The sequence below is a fragment of the Streptomyces sp. NPDC006551 genome (genome assembly GCF_040611675.1).
Classification (GTDB): Bacteria; Actinomycetota; Actinomycetes; order Streptomycetales; family Streptomycetaceae; genus Streptomyces.
The window spans coordinates 40630-61511 of record NZ_JBEXOT010000016.1 but is presented as its reverse complement, the minus strand read 5'-3'; the positions used below and the strand labels follow the sequence as shown (position 1 = coordinate 61511).

At 70.6% G+C, this 20882-nt stretch carries 18 protein-coding genes and 3 pseudogenes; 9 read left to right on the top strand and 12 right to left on the bottom strand.

Annotated elements, in window-relative coordinates; all coding sequences use genetic code 11:
* Positions 1-83: 83 nt before the first annotated feature.
* The 8 genes from ABZY12_RS17145 to ABZY12_RS17110 form a co-directional block, all read right to left on the bottom strand.
* Complete coding sequence (locus ABZY12_RS17145) at positions 84-1436, bottom strand: patatin-like phospholipase family protein (RefSeq protein ID WP_356890975.1); 1353 nt, start codon at positions 1434-1436, stop codon at positions 84-86.
* The gene (locus ABZY12_RS17140) at positions 1433-1870 is read right to left on the bottom strand and encodes a hypothetical protein (RefSeq protein WP_356890973.1); all 438 of its coding nucleotides are present in this window, start codon (positions 1868-1870) and stop codon (positions 1433-1435) included. Before ABZY12_RS17140 ends, ABZY12_RS17145 begins: the two co-directional genes overlap by 4 nt.
* A complete protein-coding gene (locus ABZY12_RS17135) occupies positions 1867-2352 on the bottom strand; it encodes a hypothetical protein (RefSeq protein WP_356890971.1) in 486 nt (161 codons plus the stop codon). Before ABZY12_RS17135 ends, ABZY12_RS17140 begins: the two co-directional genes overlap by 4 nt.
* On the bottom strand, positions 2349-3278 hold the full coding sequence (locus ABZY12_RS17130; RefSeq protein WP_356890969.1) for an acetoacetate decarboxylase family protein: 930 nt from the start codon (positions 3276-3278) through the stop codon (positions 2349-2351). Before ABZY12_RS17130 ends, ABZY12_RS17135 begins: the two co-directional genes overlap by 4 nt.
* Positions 3275-4453: an alpha/beta fold hydrolase gene (locus ABZY12_RS17125; RefSeq protein ID WP_356890967.1), complete on the bottom strand. Its 1179-nt coding sequence runs from the start codon at positions 4451-4453 to the stop codon at positions 3275-3277. The genes ABZY12_RS17130 and ABZY12_RS17125 overlap by 4 nt, the downstream gene beginning before the upstream one ends.
* Before the next feature lie 5 nt (positions 4454-4458).
* The gene (locus tag ABZY12_RS17120; protein ID WP_356890965.1) at positions 4459-6309 is read right to left on the bottom strand and encodes a metallophosphoesterase; all 1851 of its coding nucleotides are present in this window, start codon (positions 6307-6309) and stop codon (positions 4459-4461) included.
* On the bottom strand, positions 6306-8702 hold the full coding sequence (locus tag ABZY12_RS17115) for a GMC oxidoreductase (protein ID WP_356890963.1): 2397 nt from the start codon (positions 8700-8702) through the stop codon (positions 6306-6308). The genes ABZY12_RS17120 and ABZY12_RS17115 overlap by 4 nt, the downstream gene beginning before the upstream one ends.
* A 243-nt stretch (positions 8703-8945) precedes the next feature.
* Complete coding sequence (locus ABZY12_RS17110) at positions 8946-9278, bottom strand: hypothetical protein (protein ID WP_356890961.1); 333 nt, start codon at positions 9276-9278, stop codon at positions 8946-8948.
* A 399-nt stretch (positions 9279-9677) separates the two neighbouring features.
* Here ABZY12_RS17110 and ABZY12_RS17105 point away from each other — a divergent pair, with 399 nt between their 5' ends.
* The 3 genes and pseudogenes from ABZY12_RS17105 (at position 9678) to ABZY12_RS17095 (ending at position 12000) form a co-directional block, all read left to right on the top strand.
* Positions 9678-10151 carry a hypothetical protein gene (locus ABZY12_RS17105; RefSeq protein ID WP_356890959.1) on the top strand — a complete coding sequence of 158 codons (474 nt, stop codon included), beginning with the start codon at positions 9678-9680 and terminating at the stop codon, positions 10149-10151.
* Positions 10152-10794: 643 nt separating this feature from the next.
* Complete coding sequence (locus tag ABZY12_RS17100; protein ID WP_356890957.1) at positions 10795-11103, top strand: hypothetical protein; 309 nt, start codon at positions 10795-10797, stop codon at positions 11101-11103.
* A gap of 54 nt (positions 11104-11157) precedes the next feature.
* A pseudogene (locus tag ABZY12_RS17095) lies at positions 11158-12000 on the top strand (IS5 family transposase).
* 15 nt (positions 12001-12015) lie between these two features.
* On the opposite strand, the gene ABZY12_RS17090 reads toward ABZY12_RS17095, so the two are convergent.
* Positions 12016-12831 (bottom strand): hypothetical protein, encoded by an 816-nt coding sequence (locus ABZY12_RS17090; RefSeq protein WP_356890955.1) that lies wholly within the window; start codon positions 12829-12831, stop codon positions 12016-12018.
* An 837-nt stretch (positions 12832-13668) separates the two neighbouring features.
* Here ABZY12_RS17090 and ABZY12_RS17085 point away from each other — a divergent pair.
* From ABZY12_RS17085 to ABZY12_RS17070, 4 genes and pseudogenes are all read left to right on the top strand, one after another.
* Positions 13669-13836 (top strand): hypothetical protein, encoded by a 168-nt coding sequence (locus tag ABZY12_RS17085; protein WP_356891073.1) that lies wholly within the window; start codon positions 13669-13671, stop codon positions 13834-13836.
* A 567-nt stretch (positions 13837-14403) separates the two neighbouring features.
* Positions 14404-14637, top strand: coding sequence for a hypothetical protein (locus tag ABZY12_RS17080; RefSeq protein ID WP_356890953.1), 234 nt, complete (start codon positions 14404-14406; stop codon positions 14635-14637).
* A gap of 624 nt (positions 14638-15261) precedes the next feature.
* Positions 15262-15528, top strand: a complete 267-nt coding sequence (locus ABZY12_RS17075) for a hypothetical protein (protein ID WP_356890951.1) — start codon at positions 15262-15264, stop codon at positions 15526-15528.
* A 37-nt stretch (positions 15529-15565) separates the two neighbouring features.
* Positions 15566-15885: pseudogene (locus ABZY12_RS17070) on the top strand (transposase); the annotation flags it as partial.
* A 137-nt stretch (positions 15886-16022) separates the two neighbouring features.
* Here ABZY12_RS17070 and ABZY12_RS17065 read toward each other — a convergent pair.
* The 3 genes from ABZY12_RS17065 to ABZY12_RS17055 all read right to left on the bottom strand — a co-directional run bounded on the left by ABZY12_RS17065 (position 16023) and on the right by ABZY12_RS17055 (position 18157).
* Positions 16023-16871 carry a DUF5995 family protein gene (locus ABZY12_RS17065; RefSeq protein ID WP_356890949.1) on the bottom strand — a complete coding sequence of 283 codons (849 nt, stop codon included), beginning with the start codon at positions 16869-16871 and terminating at the stop codon, positions 16023-16025.
* Positions 16868-17440: a hypothetical protein gene (locus ABZY12_RS17060; RefSeq protein WP_356890947.1), complete on the bottom strand. Its 573-nt coding sequence runs from the start codon at positions 17438-17440 to the stop codon at positions 16868-16870. Before ABZY12_RS17060 ends, ABZY12_RS17065 begins: the two co-directional genes overlap by 4 nt.
* Positions 17441-18052: 612 nt before the next feature.
* Positions 18053-18157, bottom strand: a complete 105-nt coding sequence (locus tag ABZY12_RS17055) for a transposase family protein (protein WP_356890945.1) — start codon at positions 18155-18157, stop codon at positions 18053-18055.
* A gap of 185 nt (positions 18158-18342) precedes the next feature.
* Here ABZY12_RS17055 and ABZY12_RS17050 point away from each other — a divergent pair, with 185 nt between their 5' ends.
* Entirely contained in the window at positions 18343-18552 is a 210-nt protein-coding gene (locus ABZY12_RS17050) for a hypothetical protein (RefSeq protein WP_356890943.1), read from the top strand.
* 574 nt (positions 18553-19126) lie between these two features.
* Positions 19127-20878: pseudogene (locus ABZY12_RS17045) on the top strand (DNRLRE domain-containing protein); the annotation flags it as partial.
* Between the last annotated feature and the right edge of the window lie 4 nt (positions 20879-20882).

Genomic DNA, 20882 nt, shown 5'->3' with positions numbered 1-20882 from the left:
ACGTCCCCCTTGGACACGATGACGTCGGCCACGTCGGCCACGTCGGCCACGTCGGCCACGTCGGCCACGTCGGCCACGACACGTCACCCCCTCGCCAGCGCTCCCCGCAGCCCCCGCCGGGCCAGTTCCGTCAGTGCCTCGGCGCGGTCGCGGAAGCCGTGCGTGCCGTACGGCTCCGTCGAGGCCAGGGCCCGCGCGGCGTCGCGGAGGCTCAGCTCGAGGCGCGCGGAGCACACGTCGCCCGCCTGGAACGCCACCTCGCGGGCGTCGGACCACAGGTCGGGGCCCGAGGCGTCGGTCAGGTGGCGTCGGGCGCGGACCTCCTGCCAGGTCCCGGCCAGCCTGGCCCTCGCCACGTACTCGATCCCGGTCCTGTCCGCCTCCGCCCTGCCGTCGGCCAGGAGCACCCGGCCGCCCCACGGTGCGTGGTCGACGTGGCCCACCAGGCGGGCGCCCGGCGAAGGGGTTCCGGCGGCGGGCAGCGGCAGCTCGACGGTGACGTCGAGGACGAGTTCGGCGCCGCCGCCCGCCTCCCCGCGCATCCGCTCGCGGAACCGCACGCCGCGCGGCGGGTCCTGCATCGCCGTGCAGGTGGAGTCCTTCCGTACGCCCACGCCCGACGCGGCGGCCGAGCCGAGGTACTCCCACGCGTCCCGGTAGCCCATCGCCACCAGGGTGTCGGCGGAGATCCGGCCGGACAGGAACTCCGGGTCGAGCGGCAGCGGGTAGCGGGGTCTGATCACATGCAGGGCGAACGGCCGGCGAGCCGTCTCGGCGGCCTCCAGTTCGGCGAACAGCGCCCCGTTGGCACTCATCTCGATCATGTGCACGTACTGTTCGAGGGGGCCGTCGCCCCAGTACGGCGCGTTGCCGATGCACCACACCAGCCACACCTCGTCGGCGCCGCGGCGCAGCGCCTCCGACACGTTCGCGTCCTTGATCCACACCGCGTCGGTCCAGACCCGCGCCCCGCGCCGCAGCGGCGGAACGAACAGCGGCAAGGACATGCCCGCGGCCATCAACTCCAGGTCGATGTCCGTGTGCGGGACAGCCACACAGGTCTTGGTGACGAAGTCGGCGACGTTGAACGTGCCCGCCACCTCCGAGGCCCGAACCGCCTGCGCGTCGACGCCGAGCGCCGGGAGCACCTTGCGGACCATCCCCTCGGCGTCACCGAGGGCGGGCAGCGCCCAGGGCCCCTTGAGGTAGTCCGTGAGCGGCGGCAGCGAGCTGAAGTCCCGTACATTCAGGGTGGACCAGCGCCGGCCCATCTCCGCGGGATCCTGTCCCGACAGCAGCATCCCCGCGGTCATGATCCCGCCCGAGGTGCCGTCGACGTGGTCGAAGCCGATGCCATGTTCTCGCAGCGCCCGCACCACGCCGGTCTGCCAGGCGACGCGCATCCCGCCGCCCGCGAGCACCAGGGACCGCTTCACGGACCGGCCCCCGCGGTACGCGGCGAAGCCGCCGCCCGGACGGCGAGCCGGCGCGCCATCAGCCAGCACAGCAGGGCGGTGGCCAGGTCGAAGAACGCGACGAGGAGGGCGATCGGGCCGAACAGGTCCCGCAGGACACCGATGCCCACCAGGGCGAACGCGCCGAACTTCTGCAGACCCACCCACACCAGCAGGTACGGGGGCGGGGCAAGGGTCAGCAGTCCCTGGACCAGCAGACCGCCCACCACCACCATGAACATGCCGACGGTCGCGAACAGATGCCTGCCGGTCCCCGTCGAGTCCGCCGAGAGCAGGCCGAGCACGGGCCCCGGGGCGAACAGCTGGCACACGCCGGTCAACACCGTCACCCCGCCGATGAGGACGAGCACGAGGCGCAGCGGGTCACGCGCGAGCAGGGGCGGCAACACGCTCACTCCAGCGCTCCCAGGAGGTCCGCCTTGGCGACGAGGTACCAGACGATCGCCGCCCAGGTGATCGTCGCGCCTACGAAACGGATGTCGTTGAGCCTCATCCAGCGCATCAGCAGCGGCGTGAGCCCGGCGGGGCCGTCGAATTCCCCGGCCCTGATCCTCTTGTTGACCGGGATGATCAGGACCTGGCCGATCCAGGTGAGCACGACCACGCCGGCCAGACAGACCGCCGCCAGGGCGACGTACCACTCGCCCCACTCGCTCCACACCAGCACGATCCCGGAGACGAACATCAAGGGCACGACCACGGTGAAGAACTTGGTCGCCTCCGTCGTGGGTACGCCGAAGTGGTCGTCGACGTTCTGCGGGGTGAGGGTCCGCCAGGTGGGATAGAGGAAGAACCTCAGCACCCACATCGTGCCCATGTACATCGTCGCGCCGAAGAGGAAGTACAGCGCGTTGAACAGCAGCAGGCTCTCTTTCACCGGTCCGCTCCCACGTCGATGCGCGGAGGGTCGGGCCAGTCCTCCGACAGTCCGAGATCGACGACGCTGCCCAACGCGTCCCCGTACGTCCGCCCCGGCTCCTCGCTCGTGAGGAACCAGCACTCGAAGTGGTCGTCGAGCACGCCCCGGGCCGACGTCAGATAGAGGGTGAACAGCGGATCGTCGGCGATCCCCAGCTCGTGCAGCCCGGCGACCTGCGGCGCGTCGCCCACCACGAGCCGCGCGCGGGCCCGCCGGCCGAAGGCGACATCGGCCTTGCCGTCGAGGTAGACGAACGACTTCATCAGCATCCCTCGGAACGCGCAGTAGTTGACCGCCGCCACGCGCAGCGGCAGCGCGGTCGCCGGCGGGCGTTCGATCTCGAGGTACATCCCGAGCCGCCCACCGGCCTCGTACTGGCTGGAGATCGCCGCGTCGCCGACCTTGAAGTCGAGACTGGCCCGGTGCTTCGGCATGCCCCAGATGCCCTTGCCGCCCTTGACCGAGATCTCGCTGCTCACGGGCAGGTCCACGACGTACTGCCCGGTGCCGAAGGTGCCGCGCAGGAGGCCCGGCAGCAGGGGCGGGGCCGGCCGGGGGCCGTGCGTGCAGGCGATCGCGATCGAGTACTCGATGTACCGGCCTATGTCGGTACGGAGGTAGTTGACGACCGTGATGAGGAGCAGCCCCTTGCCGCCGGGCAGCGCCACGGGGTGCAGTTCGCCGCCGGGCAGCATCCGGGCGGCCGCCGCGCGGTCGACGGTGAAGCCGGCCATCAGGGCGGGCGTCTCGACCGAGTCGACCGGCAGCTCGAAGGGGATGCCGTCGACCAGGGCGTGCCGTCCCGCGAGCCGGCGCTGCCGGCGCGGCACCGGTGAGGGCACGGCCGACAACCCCATCCGGGCAAGGTGCAGGATCCGGTTCATCGGGCGAGCTCCTCAAGGATCAGGGGGAACGTGTCGACCGCCGCGCGGCGGCCCAGGAACACATCGAGGTGGCCGTAGCCGGGCAGCAGGTGCAGGCTGTCGCGGCCGGGCCGGTGCCTGTTCAGGAAGTCGTACGTGCGCTGCTGGCTCTCGGCCAGGAAGCACCGGTTGTCCTCGCCCGCGAGGAGCACGATCCGCGCGTCGGTCCGCGGTGCCCGGTCGGCGAAGGACCCGGGCAGCGACTCGATGCCCTCCGTCGACACCAGCTGCCCGGCCCGGATACACCGGTTCATCTGGGCGAAGAACGTCATCGGCACGTCGGCGAACTCGCCGCGGATCCAGTCGTGCGTCGCCTCGTCGAGGTTCGCGTGGGACCACAGGGCCGGCCATCCGCTGCCGTACGTGAAGCTGACCATGCGGCACACCGAGTTCCGGCACTCCGGGTGCGTCGCGCGTACGAACCACACCATCAGCCGGGAGAGCGGGCCGGCCGGCCGGTCGCCCCAGGCCGGCGAGAGGGAGGGCATCATCCGGCCGATGACCGGCGCGAGGCGGGCGATCTTGAACGTCGAAAGGCCGGGGACCACCGGGTGCAGCGACACCGCGTTGCTGACGACCGTCTCCACCTCGGGGAGCAGCCCGGCCGACAGGGCCATCATGAACGACGTCGACCCCTGGCAGTGCACCACGGCCTTCAGCCGGTCGGTGCCGGTCGCCGCGAGCACGTGCGCCACCGCGGCGGGATGGTCGTACGCGGCCGCCTGGTCCAGGGTCCAGGGCACCGGGTCGAGGTCGATCGACGCGCGCCAGTTCAGCAGCCACACGTCCCAGCCGTCGTCGAGCAGGGCGTCGACGAAGGTGCGCTTCAGCGGTGGCCGGAAGAGCTCGGCCCGCACACCGGCACCGTGCACGACGAGGACCGGACCGCGGGTCGGCGGGCGGGGGCCCTGGACGTGCACCAGGGTCAGCGGACGTCCGTCGAGCGCGGTCAGTGGCTGCACCTCGGTGAGGTGGTCACGGCGGGTCGTCGGCTGGGGCGGCGGGTCCGTCGGGTGCGGCGTCGGCGGCGGCTTCGGTGCCGGCGGTGGATCCTGCACCGGTGGTGGCTTCGGCGTCGAGGGTGGATCCTGCACCGGTGGTGGGGTCGGCGGCTTCGGGTCGGGCGGGCCGGTCATGGTGTTCACGCTCCCCGGGAGATCACGACGGGGTCTTCGATCAGGCGTACGGTCGGCAGCCCGGCGGGCACGGGCCGTTTGCCGCCGTACGGGGCGTCGCGCAGGTCCCAGTCCCGGCAGACCGTCTCCAGGACCAGCGGATGAACGGTGAGGTCGCCGCCCGGTGCGATGTGCAGCCGCAGGAAGCCCTTGTGGTCCTCGATCGACTGGCCGGACATCTGCCATTCCGCGACCTCGCCGCCCGTCGCGGACAGTACCCACAGCGCGAAGACCCCGGAGCCCACCACCGCGCCCATGACGGCGGCGACGGCCAGGCACAGGAGCAGGACGACCCAGCGATCCCAGAAGGACGGGAACGGAATCGCCACGGTGACGGCCAGCGCGGCCAGCGCGACCACGGCCTGCGCCAGCACGGCGACCGCCGGCCCCGAGGGCGGGGCCGCCCGGCGGCGGCGCAGAAGCCGGCCGAGGAACCCGAGGACGAGCAGCCCCCCGGCCACGCCCAGGCAGACCGCGGCGAAGCCCCAGAAGTCGTCGAGGCCCGCCCGGCGCACGGCGTCGCCGGGCCGCAGCACCCCCTCGGCCACCGAGAACAGGAAGCTCGACAGGAGGTAGACCACGGCGTGCAGGACCGCCGCCAGCTGGGCGAAGCCGAGGTTGCGCCACGGCAGCCAGTGCCCCGACCACGGCACCGCGATGCCCCGTGCCAGGCGGCGGGACAGGGCGGCGTCCGGGTACGTCGTGCCCATCCGGGCGAACTCAACCGGCGGGTCGTCCCGTTCGCGCAGCCGCGCCCCTCGGGGGGGCAACGGCAGCGCGGCGGGCAGCCGGTGGGTCGCCGCCAGGTACGCGCCGCCCATTCCGCAGGTCACCATCTGGCGCCGCCGCGGGTCCGGTGCGGGGACTCCCGTGCCGGACGGGTCGCCGGGCAGCCGTTCGGCGTACCGGGCGTAGTGGTGGCGGTCGCCGGTCAGCCACAGCCGGACCGCCGCGTGCGTCGGCACCCGTTCCCCGGTGTCCCGATCGACGCGGGTGCGGATGATGTTGCGGTCGAACCAGTGCAGGGCGTTGAAGGCGTCGGCGTTCCGGTCCGCGCTCGCCAGCCAGGTCGGCTCGGCCGAGCAGACGATCACCCCGTCGCCGCCCCGCAGGTTCGCCGACAGGTGCTCCTCGAAGTAGCGCAGCTGGGGGTCGTCGAAGTACGAGCCGAGCTGGCTGTCCAGGCCCACCAGCCACCAGCGTTCGGGCAGCCGCACACAGAAGTAGCTGCGGGTCTGCCGGGTCCGCCAGGCGCCGATCGGCCGCTGCTGGGTGAACATCCGCAGGAACGCGGTCAGGCCGTCGTACCAGTCGTGGTTGCCCGGCAGCGCGACCAAAAGCGGCGGGTCCGCCGCCTCGGGCAGGGCGGCGCGGTAGGGGCCCTTCATGCGGTCCTCGTAGCCCGTCGCCGAGGCCGCCGGGTACACCTCGTCGCCACCGAGGACGAGCAGGGAGCCGCGGCGGAGCCGGAGCGGCGCGTCGCCGGCCACGGCGGAACCAGGGGAGCCGGGCGGGACGGCGAGCTCCTCCTGCGCGAGCGTCCACGCCACCGTGCTCGTCGCGTCGAAGCCGTCCCCGAGGTCGGCCACGTAGTCGATCCAGATCTCCCGGGCGTCGGGCTTCCCGAGCGGCGCGTCGAGGAGGCCCGCCTCCAGCACCTTCTGGAACTCGCGCTTGTCGGCGTAACCGGCGAAGACCGCCGCGAGCAGGGCTTTGACCGCCGTACGGCCCAACTCCCTGGGGGCCAGCCAGCGCACCTGCTCCTGCGGGGTGAAGCCGAGCTCGTCGGCGTGTCCGCGCAGCTCCCGCGCCTTCACGAGCGCTCCCCGGAAGTCGAGAACTGGGAGCCGTACCTGTCCCACAGCTCACCCAGGAAGAGGCGGCCGAAGCTTCCCAGGGCCCGTGCGGGATGCGGCCCGGAGGCGCGGAAGGTGGTCAGCTGCTGGGCGAAGTCGCCGGGGAGGATGACGATGACGCCCGCGCCGAGCACCGGGGCGCCGGCGTCGCCGCCTTCCGGTACGTGTTCGGCGAGTATCCGGACGTACAGGGTGGAGGTGTCGCTCCAGACGTCGAACCCGGGGTCGTCGTGCACCTCCTTGTGCCCGACCAGCGTGAGCGGATTGCCGCCCGGGTCGCGCAGGTGCAGCCGGTACAGCATGCGGCGCCGGGCCGGGTCGTCGGCGCGGGTGAACAGGTTGAACCAGCCGGCCTCGACGGGTAGCCGGCCCCCGAGCACGTCGCACTCGACGTGGCCGGCCGCCCGCGCCGGGTGCCGGGGGTCCGCGACGAACCGGTCGACGTCGTCCGCGGTGATCGTGAGACGGAACATCAGCCGCTGGTTCCGCGCCCGGCCGAGGGCCCGCCCCTCCTCGGGGTCGTCGACGTCGAGCGCGATGTGTCCCTTCATCTCTTCGGTGAAGGAGAGGCTGGTGGGCCGATCCCCGTCCGCGGCAGAAGCCGCGGCCGCGGCGGCCCGTGGGGCGCGGCGCTGGTCGAGGATGTGCCGGCAGGCGCGGTCGGCGAAGGCGGCGATGGTGAGCGACGGGTTCGCGCCCACCGGTCCGGGCAGGACGGCGCCGTCGAGCACGTACAGCCCGGGGTGGTCGAAGACCTCCCCGTACGCGTCGCAGACCCCTTCGGCGCGATGCCGGCCCATCGGCGCGCCACCCAGCGGGTGCACGGTGACGACGCGGCGGGTCCACCACAGCGGGTTGTCTCGGAATCCGGCGCCGAGCGCGCCGGCCACGTCACCCATCGTCCGCCGCACGCGCTCGAAGTAGCGGCGGGAGGTGAGCGTGGTCCAGTCGACGTCGAGATAGCCGCGGCGCAGGCTCATCCGGCCGTCCGGGAGGTCCCGGCCCATGCCGAGGAGCGGCAGCGAGGAGTCGGAGAAGACCGCAGGGCCGAGGAGGACGGCGAGGCGGGCGCTGATGTTGCTCTGCGGGGTGAGACCGAGCCGGGACCGCAGCCGGTGGAGGCCGAATCCCACGGTACGGCGGACGCCGCCGGGTAGCTGTGACGCTTCGGCGAGCCAGTCCACGAAGGCCGGGTAACCGGCGTCCTCGACGTAGTAGCCGCGGCCGGTCGAGCCGTCGCCGTCGAGTTCGTCCCCGACGCGGATGGCGCTGGTGATCACCGGGCCCGTGCTGCTCGCCAGCTTCCGCGGCCCGCTGCCCGCGGCGCCGCCGGTCGCCCCGAGGACCAGGCCGAGCAGGTCGCCGTTGCCGCAGAAGCGGGTGCCGAGGGCCGGGCTGATCCCACGCAGCGCGGCACGGTTGCGCAGCAGGAGGTACGTGGAGCCGAAGGCGCCGGCCGCCAGGACCAGGCGCTTGCAGTGGATCCGGTGCAGCGGCAGCCGGCCGGTGGGGGTGCGGTGTCCCTCGCGGGCCGGGTCGTGGACGACGTAGCGCACCTCGTAGCCGCCACCGGGCCGGGGCGCGAAGCCGCGCACCTCGCAGCGGGTGCGGATGTCGGCGCCGCGGTGGCGCGCGGCCGACAGGTAGGTGTGGTCGAGCGTGTTCTTGGCGCCCAGGTTGCAGCCGACGTCGCATTCGCCGGTCAGCCGGCAGGTCTCGCGCGGCAGGCCGTGGATGTTGCCGTACTCGGGCTCGCGGAGGGGAGCGCCCGGGACCGGTGTCTCGTCGGGGCCGGCGGCGAAGGAGACCGCCAGCGGCGGCCGGGTCACTTGCAGGCCCAGCAGCTCGGCGGCCTCCCGCATGGCCTCGGTCTTCGGCGTGCCCTGGTAGGGGTACGGCGTGGCGCCGAGCATCTCCTCGACCTCGGCGTAGTGCGGATCGAGGTCGGCGCGGCTGATCGGCCAGTTCTCGTATCCTCCGCCGGGCAGCGGCGACTCGTGGACGAACCACTTCTCGTCCTTGCGCAGCAGGACGTTGGCGTAGATCAGCGACCCGCCGCCGAGGCCGCTGGAGACGATTCCCTCCAGCCCGCGGAACGACCAGATGTCGAACAGCCCGTGCAGGCCCTCGCTGGGGTCCCAGAAGTTGCGGGCCATGGCAGCGGGCGTCCTGGGGAAGCTGCCGGGCGGGTACGGTTTGCCGCGCTCCAGGACGACGACGGACAGACCGCCTTCGGCGAGCCGGTACGCGGCGACGGAGCCGCCGAAGCCCGAGCCGACCACGACGACGTCGACCTCACCTTCGACCTCTGACGCGGCTGGGGCTGGTGAGCGGTGGCGCCGGTCGTTCGTCATCGGCGATCCCCTTACGGGCGAATGCGGTCATCCCGCCCTCTATCGACGCTAATGTCCGCCGCGCCGGTGCACCAAGCGGACAGGGCGTCCGGGGGAGGCCCGCCAGACGTCGTCCGGGGCAGCACCGCCCCCTTCGCCCGCTCCAGCGCCATCCGGCCGACGGGATCTACGTCCACTGGTACGCGGGTCGCTCGAAGAACGAGCCGGCCGCGTCGCTGGGGTGGACCGCAAGACGGTCCTCGCTCAGGCAGCCGAACCGCTGCTCCTGCCGCCGACACCGTTCGTGCTCGCCCACTGGTCGACGGCCACGGTCGGCCCGGACGCCACATCAAGGTCGGCCGCACTCTCTACTCGGTTCCGTGGAAGCTGATCGGCCGCCGCGTCGACGTCCTCTCCACCGCCACGATGGTGCAGGTCTTCTGCGACGGCCGGCTCGTCAAGACCCACACCGCCCTCGACCAGGGAACGCACCGACAAGAGCGACTGCCCGCCGGAGAAGATCGCCTTCCAGACGCACACGCCGGACTGGTGCCGCAGACAGGGGTCCGAGGTCGGCGATTCCTGTCGCGAGGTCATCGACCAACTCCTGGAGGTCACCGTCCTCTATCGACTCCGCGCTGCCCAAGGTGCCCTCCGCCTGCGGAAGAAGTACGGGGACACGCGGCTGGAAGCCGCCTGCGCCAGGGCGCCATCGCGGTCGGCGACCCGTCCTGCCGCACCATCAAGGGCATCCTCATCGCCGGCACCGAGACCGACCCCGAGCCCGAGCCCGGCGGAGACGCCGGGGCCGTGGCTTCCTCCACGGCCCCGCCCGGCTCTTCGCCGCCATCGCGGCCCCCGACTCGACGGACGACGACCACGACGGTCCAGGAACCCGGCCGACAAGGCGCACCAGGGTCCGCCGTCCCGGCTTCCCTTGTCGGCGTCTCAGCGGCACGAGTTGGCTTGTCAGAGGCATCCGCTAACTTGCGTGCCATGGGAAGCTCAGGCGGATCATTGACGACCCGGTCCACAGGCGAACTGCACCGGCTCATGCGGGCAGCCGGGTTCACAGGCATCGACGACACGCAGGCGTTGGCGGAGGGATGGCAGGTCACGGACTTCGCCGACGCCGGACGGCGCAGCCTGGCGAACCTCGTCCAGAGAACGGGGGAACCGGCCGTCATGGTGTCCTTCCTCGACAGCGACGTGGGGTTCATCGAGGCGCTCACCCCGGACGGCAGCAGCTGGGAAGGCCTGCTCAACCGGGAGGTGGCGAAGAGCTACGACATACCTCTGGAGCACTTCCCCATCGAACCCGCCGTGGCCGGCGCACTCGCCTGGTCGGCCGCTGCCGGACTCACGCCCGACGAGGAAGCCATCCGGCAGACGCTCACCGGGTCGGCCCTGTTCGCGGAAGAACTCTCCTCAGCCCTCTCGCTTGCCCTGGGGCTACCCGGCGCAACCTAGCCCGCTCGAGCCAGGACCTGGGGAATTACGTGCACTTACCCCTGGGAATCGCAATCGTCCACAAGAAACAGGCGGCAGCCCGCGAGCTGCGCGAAGAGCGTGGTCTCGACGTCCGCCTCCACTCCCTCCGCGTCATCGATCGGGTCCCCCGCACGGACCGCGGGACGACCAACTTGCCCTTGTCTTCGAGGCCATCACCCTCGAGGAAGAGCAGGCCGCCGAACTCCGCCCCCACGACAGAGAACATGCCGACGTCGCCTTCGTCCGCGTCGACAAGGCGCGCGAGCTCGTACGCGACCGGATGCGCAGCCGCCACGAAGCAGCAGTCGAAGCCCTGCTCGCCAGGAGGCCGCTGTTACCTGCGCAGCGGCCAGGAGCCGTGGTGGCCGCGCCCCTGGTCTCGGTGATCTGGGCGTCCACCGGACCCTGCGAGAGGCCCACGGGTGGCCGCGGGCCGGTGATCCGAGCCCGCCCCACGTGGGCGAGCTCGGGTACCGCGTCGTGAGCCGGTGGAGAGCTAGGCAGTTTCGTTTGGATCAGCGCCGGTGAGTTCGGCGGAGAACCCCCGGCAGGTTGATTCCGGTGCTCTCGGGCGAGGGTGGCTGATGGCCATGGCTGTTCGAGAGAGACGTACGATGCGGCCGTGGATGCCTCGCGGAACGACTCGGGTTGTGGGCTGTGTGGGCAGGCTTTGAGTACCCAGCACGATCAGCACGGCGATGGATCGATGACCGGCGTGGGCAAGCGCGTGGAGTATGTGGTCGTGGAGCTGCGGGGAGCCCTGGCCCGCTATCAGGCCGCCGGTGACCTCTCTCAGACAGACAAGACCGTTGCCGCCGGGCTGGCGGAAGAGCTAGGGATTGGCCTCGTAGATCTCGTCGGCTGCCGTTTCACCTGCTGGGAGACGCCTGCGGAGTACGGTGTCATTCAGAGTGGATTCAAGTTGGTTTGATACGCAAACGGCACCGGACCATTGCCGGCGGATCATCTGATCGTTGGTTGATGTGTGTCGTTGACTGATGCCCAGTGGGCGCGAATCGAGCCGTTACTCCCAGATCGGACGCCGCGGCGGGGTGGCTGGTGGCGAGATCACCGAGAGGTGATCGACGCGATCGCTTGGAAGTTCCAGACGGGATCGCAGTGGGCCACCTCCCCGAGCAGTACGGCAACTGGCGAGGCGTCTACAACCGGCTGCGGATGTGGGCCATTGACGGCACCTGGGAGCGGGTGTTGACCGCACTGGTCGCGCAGGCCGACGCCGACGACGACATCAGCTGGGCCGTCTCAGTCGACTCGACCGTCGTGCGCGCACACCAGCACGCGGCCGGAGCCCGCAAAAGGGGGCCCGGCAGGTGAACCGGCAGACCACGCCATCGGCCGGTCCCGCGGCGGACTGACCACGAAGATCCATCTGGCCTCTGATGCCCGCTGCCGGCCACTGGCCTTCGTGCTCACCGCCGGACAAGCCGGTGACGCACCCGCCTTCACTCACGTCATGGCTCGCCTCCGCGTCCCTCGGCGGCGAGGACGTCCCCGTACCAGGCCGGACGTGGTCCTAGCCGATAAGGCGTACTCCTCCCGCGCGATCCGCGAGCACCTGCGCAAGCGCGGGATCCGGGCGGTCATCCCCGTTCCGGCCGATCAGCGTGGCCATCGGTTGCGTCGCGGAAGCCGCGGCGGCAGGCCACCGGCGTTCGACCGCGAGGCATACAAACAGCGCAACACCGTCGAGCGCTGCATCAATCGCTTGAAACAGTGGCGAGGGCTCGCGACCCGCTACGAGAAGACCGCGACCATCTACCTGGCCGGACTCCACATTGCGGGCATCTTCCTCTGGTCTGCCCGGTGATCCAAACGACGCGCCCTAGGGGCAGCTCTCCTCGAACTTCACGGCGGTGAGGCTGATGGGCCGACCGTTCAGCGCGGCGCCTACCTTGGGGTCCTGCGTGCACACCTTCCAGTTCGACTCCATGAGGACCATGCGGCCCTCGGCGGCGTCCGTCACGGTGATGCTCGCATTGGAGGGCAGGGAGCCTCGGGCGACCTTCACGGACTTGCCGACAAGGTTTGGCATGGTGCCGCCCGCCTCGGTCTCCTCGCGCGCCCCCATGTCGCTCGTCGGGCAGGTCTCCTCGAGCTTCACGGTGCCGAAGTCGACGGTGGCGTCGGTCATGTGAGTGCCGGGAGCCGGGACTTGGAAGCAGACCTTCCAGTTCCGGTCGAAAGCCTGGTTGCGACCGCGCCCGAGGGCGTCGTGCGAGCGGAGGCTGTAGAAGCCGAGGGACTGCGCCTCGTCCTGCGCGTACTGAAGCCCCTTGCCGACGAAGTCGGGAAGCTTCCCGGTCTCCGCCTTCCCGCTGTCCGTCTTCTTGCTGGGCGCGGCGGACGAAACGCCGCTGGTGGCCGGCGACGCGCTCGGGGAGGTGGTGGCGGGACGGGAGGTGGCGGGGGCGGTGGGCGCCGGCTTCCCGACGGCCTTGTCGTCCGTGGTCTCGCCCTCTCCGACGACGGCCCCGACGATCACGAGAAAGGCGAACACGCCACCGAGGCTGATGCCGACGATCGCCCCGGTGGACAACTTCTTCCGGGGCGGCGGCCCCCAGGGCCCGGGCTGCTGAGGCTGCCCCCAGGCCGGCGGCTGTTCGGGGCGGCGCGGCGCGCCGGGGTTCTGCTGGCTCAAGGAGTCCCCTCGTGCGATGCGTGGTGATCATGTGTGCTTAGCGTGAACATACCGTCAAGCCGAGCGAAGTGGAGGGGATCCCACCGGATCCGACGAACAGCTCGGCTCACAGGGGCAGCAATCGCTCTTCTGTCCTGGGCAGGCTGTCGGGCCACAGCGCCGACCGCCAGGCTCTCACCCAGGAGGTTCTCCCGATGGAGGACAGGGGCGAGGTTTGCTCCGGATCCATGGGGCACCGACCAGCGAAGCCGCCGCGACTCTCCCACACAACAAAGCTCACACCACGGCAGCGGGCGCTACCCGTGCGGCCGGTGGAACAGTCGGCTATATCCCGGAGCCGGTCGGGGCCGGGTCGGTGGCGGAGGAACTCGCGTCATGCCGCCCCATACGCCCAACCCGACCCGGTTGTCGAGGGCTTCCACCAGGCCGAGGCCGTCCCGGCCGGCAAGTGACGACGAGGGTGACGGCTCCTGCCGCGAGCCAGCCGACCGCCGCGCACGGGCGGATCAGCGGCCCCACCGCACGATGCCGTGGGCGGCCGGAGCCGCCAGCCCGGCTGCGGCGACGGGCAGCGGTTCCCTGCAGGCGCCGCCGCGGTCGATGCCGACACCATGCGTCACCATGCGGACTGTGAACACCCTGACCAACCGTCCGCCGTACCTTGGGCCCAAGCCGCTGTGGCGTTGGGCACACTGGACGCTCGCGGGAGTCGAGGAGCACGCCTCGCTGAGGCACTTGCGGCCCTGGGGTCATCGGCATCCGGTCACGCGAGGCGTGCCGGGCGGAGCCGGCCCAGTACACTCGCTAGCCGATTCCGCCACGGTAAGGACCACCGCAGTGAACCAGCACGACCACATGGGCCGGGCAGCAGGCGACGTTCCGATCTACGCGACTCTCGTCCAGGAGCGTGGGGATGTGCCTGCCGATGTCCGGCAGGCCGCCGCACGACTGCTGGAGGAAGCCGACCGGGCCGTGGACTTCAGCTCACTCCGCGCGGCCATCTGACGCCCTCACTGAAGCGCTCGGCCCAGCCAACCCCCGTTGCGGCCGGTACCCCGGCGCGATGGTCAACCATGACCACCAGGCGGGGCGGTACCGCGGGCTTCTCCGCGCGAGGGGCCGGGCCCGACACGGTGGGCCGGGCTCGGCCTGGCACAGCCCGACACCGAGGCCTGGATCAAGGCGCTCGGAATGAACACAGCACCGCAGGCCGCCGCCTGCCGCTACGCCATCGGCCTGGGCGCTGGAGACCGTCCTCGACGGGCATCCCGTCCGCCGGTGGCTCCGCGGCGGCGAGAGCGCGGCCGCCGTCCACGCCCGGACCGGCGCGGCAGGCACGACCCTGTCTGCGTGAACACCACACGGCCGCCCTCGCCGCACCGTGGCGCCGCGTCCGCCGGCTCCCCGGCCAAGGGACGCAGCCAGCACACGCCGTCAGCGCAGAGCAGCTACACGGGGCGTGGGTGCGTGATGTACACGGAACGCAGACCGAGGTTACTCGGCGCTTCTGCGAAGTGCGCACACTGAGTGACGTGCTACGCCACGTGGTCTACTGTCCCGCCGGGAGGTGCCGTGAGTGGCGTGATGACGTTGTTGAAGCGGACCTGGGTGGACTGGGCTGTCTTCGGTTACATGGTCGTGACCGCGGCCAGGTGCAAGAGCCCCATTGCGGCCGGCCTCTTCACGGTGTTCGCAGTCGTGGTGGCGGTCCTCGCTGTCCGCAAGAGCTGGCAGCTGGTACAGCTGGCTGGTATCGCGACGACGCCCTCTCCCAGGGAGGCGGAGGCGACGCACCACAGAAGTTGAGCCAGAACCCGTCCTCATGGACGGAGCCACGCTGTGGTTCCTCGCGTTCGTGGGCTCCCCGTCTCCATGATCGCGCGAGACGCTGCTGCGGTAGCTCCGGGCGGGCTGCTGTGTCCGAAAGCGGAGAGCCACAGGTTGGGGACGGAAGACTTTCCAATCAGTGACGTGGTCAGTCCAGCGCTCCCGGGGGACATTTGACCACGGCCTTCGTCGTGGTCTCCGACACCCAGATCGCTGTCTGCTGCCACACAGGCGGCATGTCCTCTATGGGCCGCGCGTGCGGGCTGCCGTCCGGCCCAGGCAGCGGCTCCCCGTCTCCGTGTTACCTCAGCCATCGGTCTCCGCCAGGGACGGGCGCCAAATCCGAGTTGCCGATGAGGATCTCGCGTACGTTGACCAGCCTCGCCCCACCCCCCAGGCCTGTCCGGTCGATCTTGGGCTGTGGGAGGATGCCGTCGATGACTTGCATCCGAAGGGACCGTGCCGCGTAGAAGACCGTCTTCACTTCGGCCGCGGGAACGTGGCTGGGGAAGACCGTGGGTGCGGTATCGCGATGTCCCGGGTCTGTCGGGAGCGTCGAATGCCGCTGTCCGTGTGCTCGAGCGGGAGCGATTGTCTCCGGGCATGGTGTCCGTAGCGCTGAGCGTGTGGTCCGTGCGCGTCTACGGCACCAGGCGCCGGTGGAGACGGTGGCAGGCCGAGTTCGCCTGCCCGTGCTGCGGCGAGGGCTGGGCCCGGGACAAGCTGCAAGAGGTTCTCTTCATGCTGCCGTCAAGAGCCGCCGCCGAACTCCGGGTGCAGATCGAGCGCCTGGACCTGGTGCTCCTTCGGCGAACGCATCAGGAGCCGATGGCAGATCCGGAGTTGGCGTGGTGGCACCGCAGGTGCTGACCCTGACCATGCCGTCCACTGATTCGTTGATTGTTGTATGACTGGCCGGGGGGATCTGACAGAGGCGGAGTGGCGACGTCTGGAACCGCTCCTGCCTACCGGTAACAACGCTGCGGGCGGTGGCGCGATCACCAGTCAACGGGTACGGACCGGGGCGCAGTGGCGTGATCTGCCGGAACGCTACGGGCCATGGAATACCGTCCATAAGGGTTACCGGCGCTGGTCGGCCGACGGAACCTGGGAGCGGCTGCTTCAGCAGGCGCAGGCACAGGCCGATGCGTCGGTGTGATCGACTGGGATGTCTCGGTCGACTCCACCTCGGTCCGTGCCCACCAGCACGCGGCCGGCGCCCGGAAGGACCCGCCGTTCGAGCCGGTCATGCAGCGCAATCGCGTGCCTCGCCTCGGGCAGGGGCGACGGTACGGCCCCGGAGCCTGCCTGCTCCGGGTCGAGCGCCCTGGTCTCGGCGAGGGCAGTGGGCCGCGAGATCTCCTTCAGCGGGACGGTCGGCCCTCCTCGACGGGAGTACTTGGTGGCGGCCACTGCCGACGGGACGGCACCAGGGCCCGCAGGAGGCGGAAGGCCTGTCTGCGCTTCCAGTCGTCCGGAGAACGGAACTCGGCGATGAACGCGGCCGTGGTCCTGCTGATGGAGCCCGTCACCTCGGCAGTCGCCCTCGGATCCAGGAGTCTGTCGCAGTTGAACCAGGCCAAACCCCGGGCCACCCGGATCCCGTAGTTGGTGAAGAGCTCGTCGTCGCGGGTGAACCAGCGGTCGAGGAAGCCCAGTTGTCGGCAGTAGCGGGCGGCGATCTCGTCCTGGACCACGTCGATGGAGGCGGCCAGCAGGTCGTTCATGCGGTGGAAGTCGGCGATGTGGTGGTGGATGTCCCCGTGCGCGGCGCGGACGCGCAGGGCGATCGGCAAGTCGTAGGACATGTGCGCCATCATCGAGAAGAGCACCTCCTCAAGGACATAGGAGTGCCGTGCGGTCGAGGCGGCGTAGACGTCCCGCCAGGGCTTGGGGATGGTGTCCGGCAGATCGGTGGAGAGGATCTCGCCGCCCGGGCGGGGATTTTGGTCCAGCCAGGCGTCGATGGAGTCCATCGCCGTGAAATAGGCCGCCGCGAGGGAGACGGAGAGGTCGGCGACCCACTCCGGCGCAGCGAACGACAGGGTGTTCGTCCTCAGGCTCACGGCGAGGTCGGATGTGAGCCGGAAATAGGTGTAGGCGAACACCGCGCGGGGATCCCGCATGGAGTCGTACCGCTTGACCCGGGCGGTGAGCTCCGCGACGACCCCGGCGACCTTCTCGGCGGCAACGGCAGCGGCGTCCTTCGTCATGCGACCCGGCGGGCGCTCTCCGTCGCCTTCGCCCAGTCACACACCAGTTCCCCCGCCAGGGTCTGCCGGTCGGCACCCACGTGATACGTCGCCGTCCAGGGGCTTCCCAGCAGGGGCATGTGGTATGTGGACTGCAGGCCCGAGGGGTGGATCTCCGCGGGGTAGGTGAACCTCCGGGTCAGGATGCCCGGCACGGGGCTGAATCGCTCGTGGGCTTCCACGGTGACGCCGAGGCCGTCCTCGGCAAGCAGGTAACGCTCCTTCAGCAAGTACAGGGTCACGCCGAATCTGGAGATCCGGACCACGTTGTCGGCCACGCCGAAGACGCCCGCGGACGGGCTCGCGACAATCCTCGACTCCAGCCGGGACGCGCCGGTCAGCCGTTGGGTGAGGGCCATCGCGATGATGAGCGCCCAGTTCCGCAGGCCGATGCCGCGAGCCTCCCGAAGACGTCGCCATGAGGTGACCCGGAAGGTGAACTTCCCCAGCCAGTCCCCCGCCCCCACGTCGAAGTAGTAGATGTGACTGGGAGCATCCGGAAGGGGCGGCGCGTCGTCATAACTGGTCACGCTGTGTAGCCTATCGAGGCGGTTATGTGTACGTACAGCAACCGGGCGGCGTGTTGGGGGCGAGGCTCCACGGGACCGAGGCCCGCCATGCAGCGGTATGACAAGCAGCCCCACTGGACGGGGCGACAGGATCACGATTTCCCCTCGGCAGGACCGATGTCGTATCCAAACACGAGGTGCTGACAGGTTGATCATTGTCTGCGCCGCCGAGGAAGTCCTAGGTTCGTCACCGGTCGTCCCCACCCTGCCCAACGGGCCAGAGGAAATGCAGTTGACACACCGACCGCGGGCGCCAGGCAGGTAGCGCTGACCGAGCCCCTTGATGACGACCCTCCATACGCCTGGAACTTCAGTCGTGGACCTCTCCCGCTCCTGGGCGACAGCCGGATCGCTCGTCATCGGGCACAGCGTCCACGGCGGCGACAGCCCGCACTCGCGGAACAGACCTCCAAGGCAGCACGGCGACGCTCGTACGGCTCGGCGAGCAGCTCGTCGCCACCCACCTGAAGAACCTCGAAGGCAATCAAGTACGCGGGTATCGCGTCGGCCAACTGCTGGACGGTCCGGCCACCGGAGGAAGCGAGGCGCTGCAGCGCCTCGAAGGAGAGCCGGTCAGCTGCCCGTGCCGCAGATGAAACGCCGGACCGTCAGCCGGATGACGACGCTCTGCCCGCCGAGCGGCAGATCCTTCAGCCTGCGCCGGCAGGAGTCGTGCACCCGGCCCGGGAACCTTGCCGCAGTCCAGACCACCTCCACGACGCGAGCGGTGAACAGCGTCTGCCGCGTCTCGGTGACGGCACACGCGTCCCCGCGCGCCGGGACGGTCCAATCGCACGGTCAAGGCGGCCGTCGCGGTCCCCTGCCGGGCGACCGATGTCACCCCGCAGCCCGGATGACGGTTCGTGGGCGAGGTCAAACGCCATGACACCAAGGCGATCCGGGAGCTTGCGAGACGGGACTGCCTCCCGCAGGGCTGCCACCGACACGGCCGCAGGGCGACCGTCGGCATGCTCCTGGTCGACCACAGCAACCACAAGGAAAGCTACTTCGACTTCGAGGACCGGGTGTGGACACCGGCAACGCCCGCAGCGCCACAGCAGAGCCCCGCCTGACCGTGGTCGGTGTTCTGCCCATCGGCCGCCGTGGCATCGCGTATGGCCTCCAGCTCACACACGAGGCCGGTCACCTCACGGTTGCGGCATGGCCACGGTGCCCGGCGGCCGGCCCGACTCTCCACGTGCCGCATCGCCTCCAGAACGGTGAACTCACCGGTGGAGTCGCCACATCTCGCAACAGATCTGCCGCACTTCAGTTCAGAAGCCCGAGCACTGCGCAGCAGGTCACATGCTGTCATCGCTCCTGCCGTGCGAACCAACGCACCACTGTTCAGAGCACTCCGCATGTCGCAGGTGCACCGGTGACCGACACCCGCATACAAGCCCACAGGTGATCATGGTCACCACCCCCCGAAATACCGCAAAGCAGCCCTAACGCCCACCTCGCCGCGAAATGTCAACGTGGACACACCAATCACCCATTAGGCTCACATTTCCTTAACCGATCTCTTGACCAAAGGTCGCGCACAACAACATGCACATATCTCCATCCGCTCCGGGGGAGCGGAAGCTCCGGCGATCCTCCAGGCGGCTGCCGCGCACCGCTGCGGTCGTCGCCCTGTCGGCGACCATGCTGGGCGGCTACGCAGTGGCCCTGCCCCAGCCGTCCGCGGCGCAGACCACCGCGGCGCAGCAGGCGGCGGGGGAAAACGCCGCCCCTCGCACCGCGCCTGACGTTCTGTCCGCCCGCGCCGGGGCCAAGCGCTCCGGCCACCGCGTGGAGGCGCTCTCCGAACGCACCGAGACCTCCACCACCTGGGCCGAGCCGGACGGTTCGCTGACCACCGAACTCACCGCCGGGCCCGTCCGCTTCGACCGCGACGGCGCCTGGGTCGCCGTCGACACCGACCTCACCGAGCGCCGCGACGGCACCGTCGCGGCCAAGGCCCACCCCGCCTCCCTCACCCTCGCGGGCAGGGGTGGCAGCCCGGCCGCGTCCCTGGGCCAGGCGCGCACCGCCGGCGCCCGGGACCTCGTCACGCTGGGCGAGGGCGAGCAGCAGGTGACCCTCCAGTGGAAGGGCGGTCTGCCCCGCCCCGTACTGGACGGCAACCGCGCCACGTACCCCGAGGCCGTGCCCGGCGCCGACGTCGTCGTGGAGGCGACCCGTACCGGCTTCGAGCAGTACGTGCAGATCAAGAAGCGCCCCGCCAAGGGCGACTACACCTACACCCTCCCGCTCCGCGCCAAGGGTCTGAAGGCCCAGCAGCAGGCCGACGGCAGCGTCCTGTTCACGGACCGCAGGACCGGCGTGCAGCGGGCCGTGATGCCGGCGCCCGTCATGTGGGACGCCACCGTCGACGAGCGGTCCGGCGAGCACACCCGCCGGGTCCCGGTGTCCATGAAGGTCCGGCAGAAGGGTTCGTCGGTCGACCTGGTGGTCTCCCCGGACCCCGCCTTCCTGGCGGACCCGAAGACCCGCTACCCGGTGACCGTCGACCCGTCGACCTCCGCGCTGAGCAACGTGTTCGACACGTATGTCCAGCAGGGCGAGACACGCGACTGGTCCACCGACACCGAGCTGGACTTCGGCAACCCGGGCACCAAGAACGCCGACGGCACGCCGCGCACCGCCCGGTCGTACATCACCTGGGGTACGGCGCCGATCGCGGACGCACTGGTCAGCAGCGCCAGGCTCAGTCTGTGGAACTTCCACTCGGGCAACCCGGACTGCAAGCCACAGCCGTGGGAGGTGTGGTCCGCCGATCCCGCCGGCCTCTCCAGCCGCTGGACCAACCGCCCCAAGACACACGCCAAGCACGCGACCTCCACAGAGACCAAGGGCAACCCGGGCTGCGGCGCGGACGGCTGGATCAACGCCGACGTCACGCAGCTCGTGCAGTCCTGGGCCTCCGCGAAGGCCCCGAAGTCGTCCATGGCCCTGACCGCCGCCGACGACACGGCGGTCGCGCAGTGGAAGCGGGTCAACTCCGCGAACGCCACCGCCAATCCGCCGAAGCTGACGGTCACGTACAACTTCCGGCCCCGCTCCGGCAACAACCGCCAGGCCGGCCCGCCGTTCGTGAAGGACGCCTCAGGCACCTGGCAGGTCAACACCACGACGCCGACGCTGCGCGACACGTTCTCCGACAAGGACGGCGACCGCATCAACGGCACGTTCGAGGTCGTCGACGCCGCGACCGGCAAGCGCGTGGGCGACTACCTCGTCTCCCCGTACGTGGAGTCCGGGCGCGCCGCGGCCGTGACCCTGCCGGACGGGCTGCTCAAGGACGGCGGGACGTACCGCTTCCGCACCAGCCCCTACGACGGCTCGCACTTCAACCTCGCCTGGTCCGACTGGTCCACCTTCACGGTCGTCACCGGCC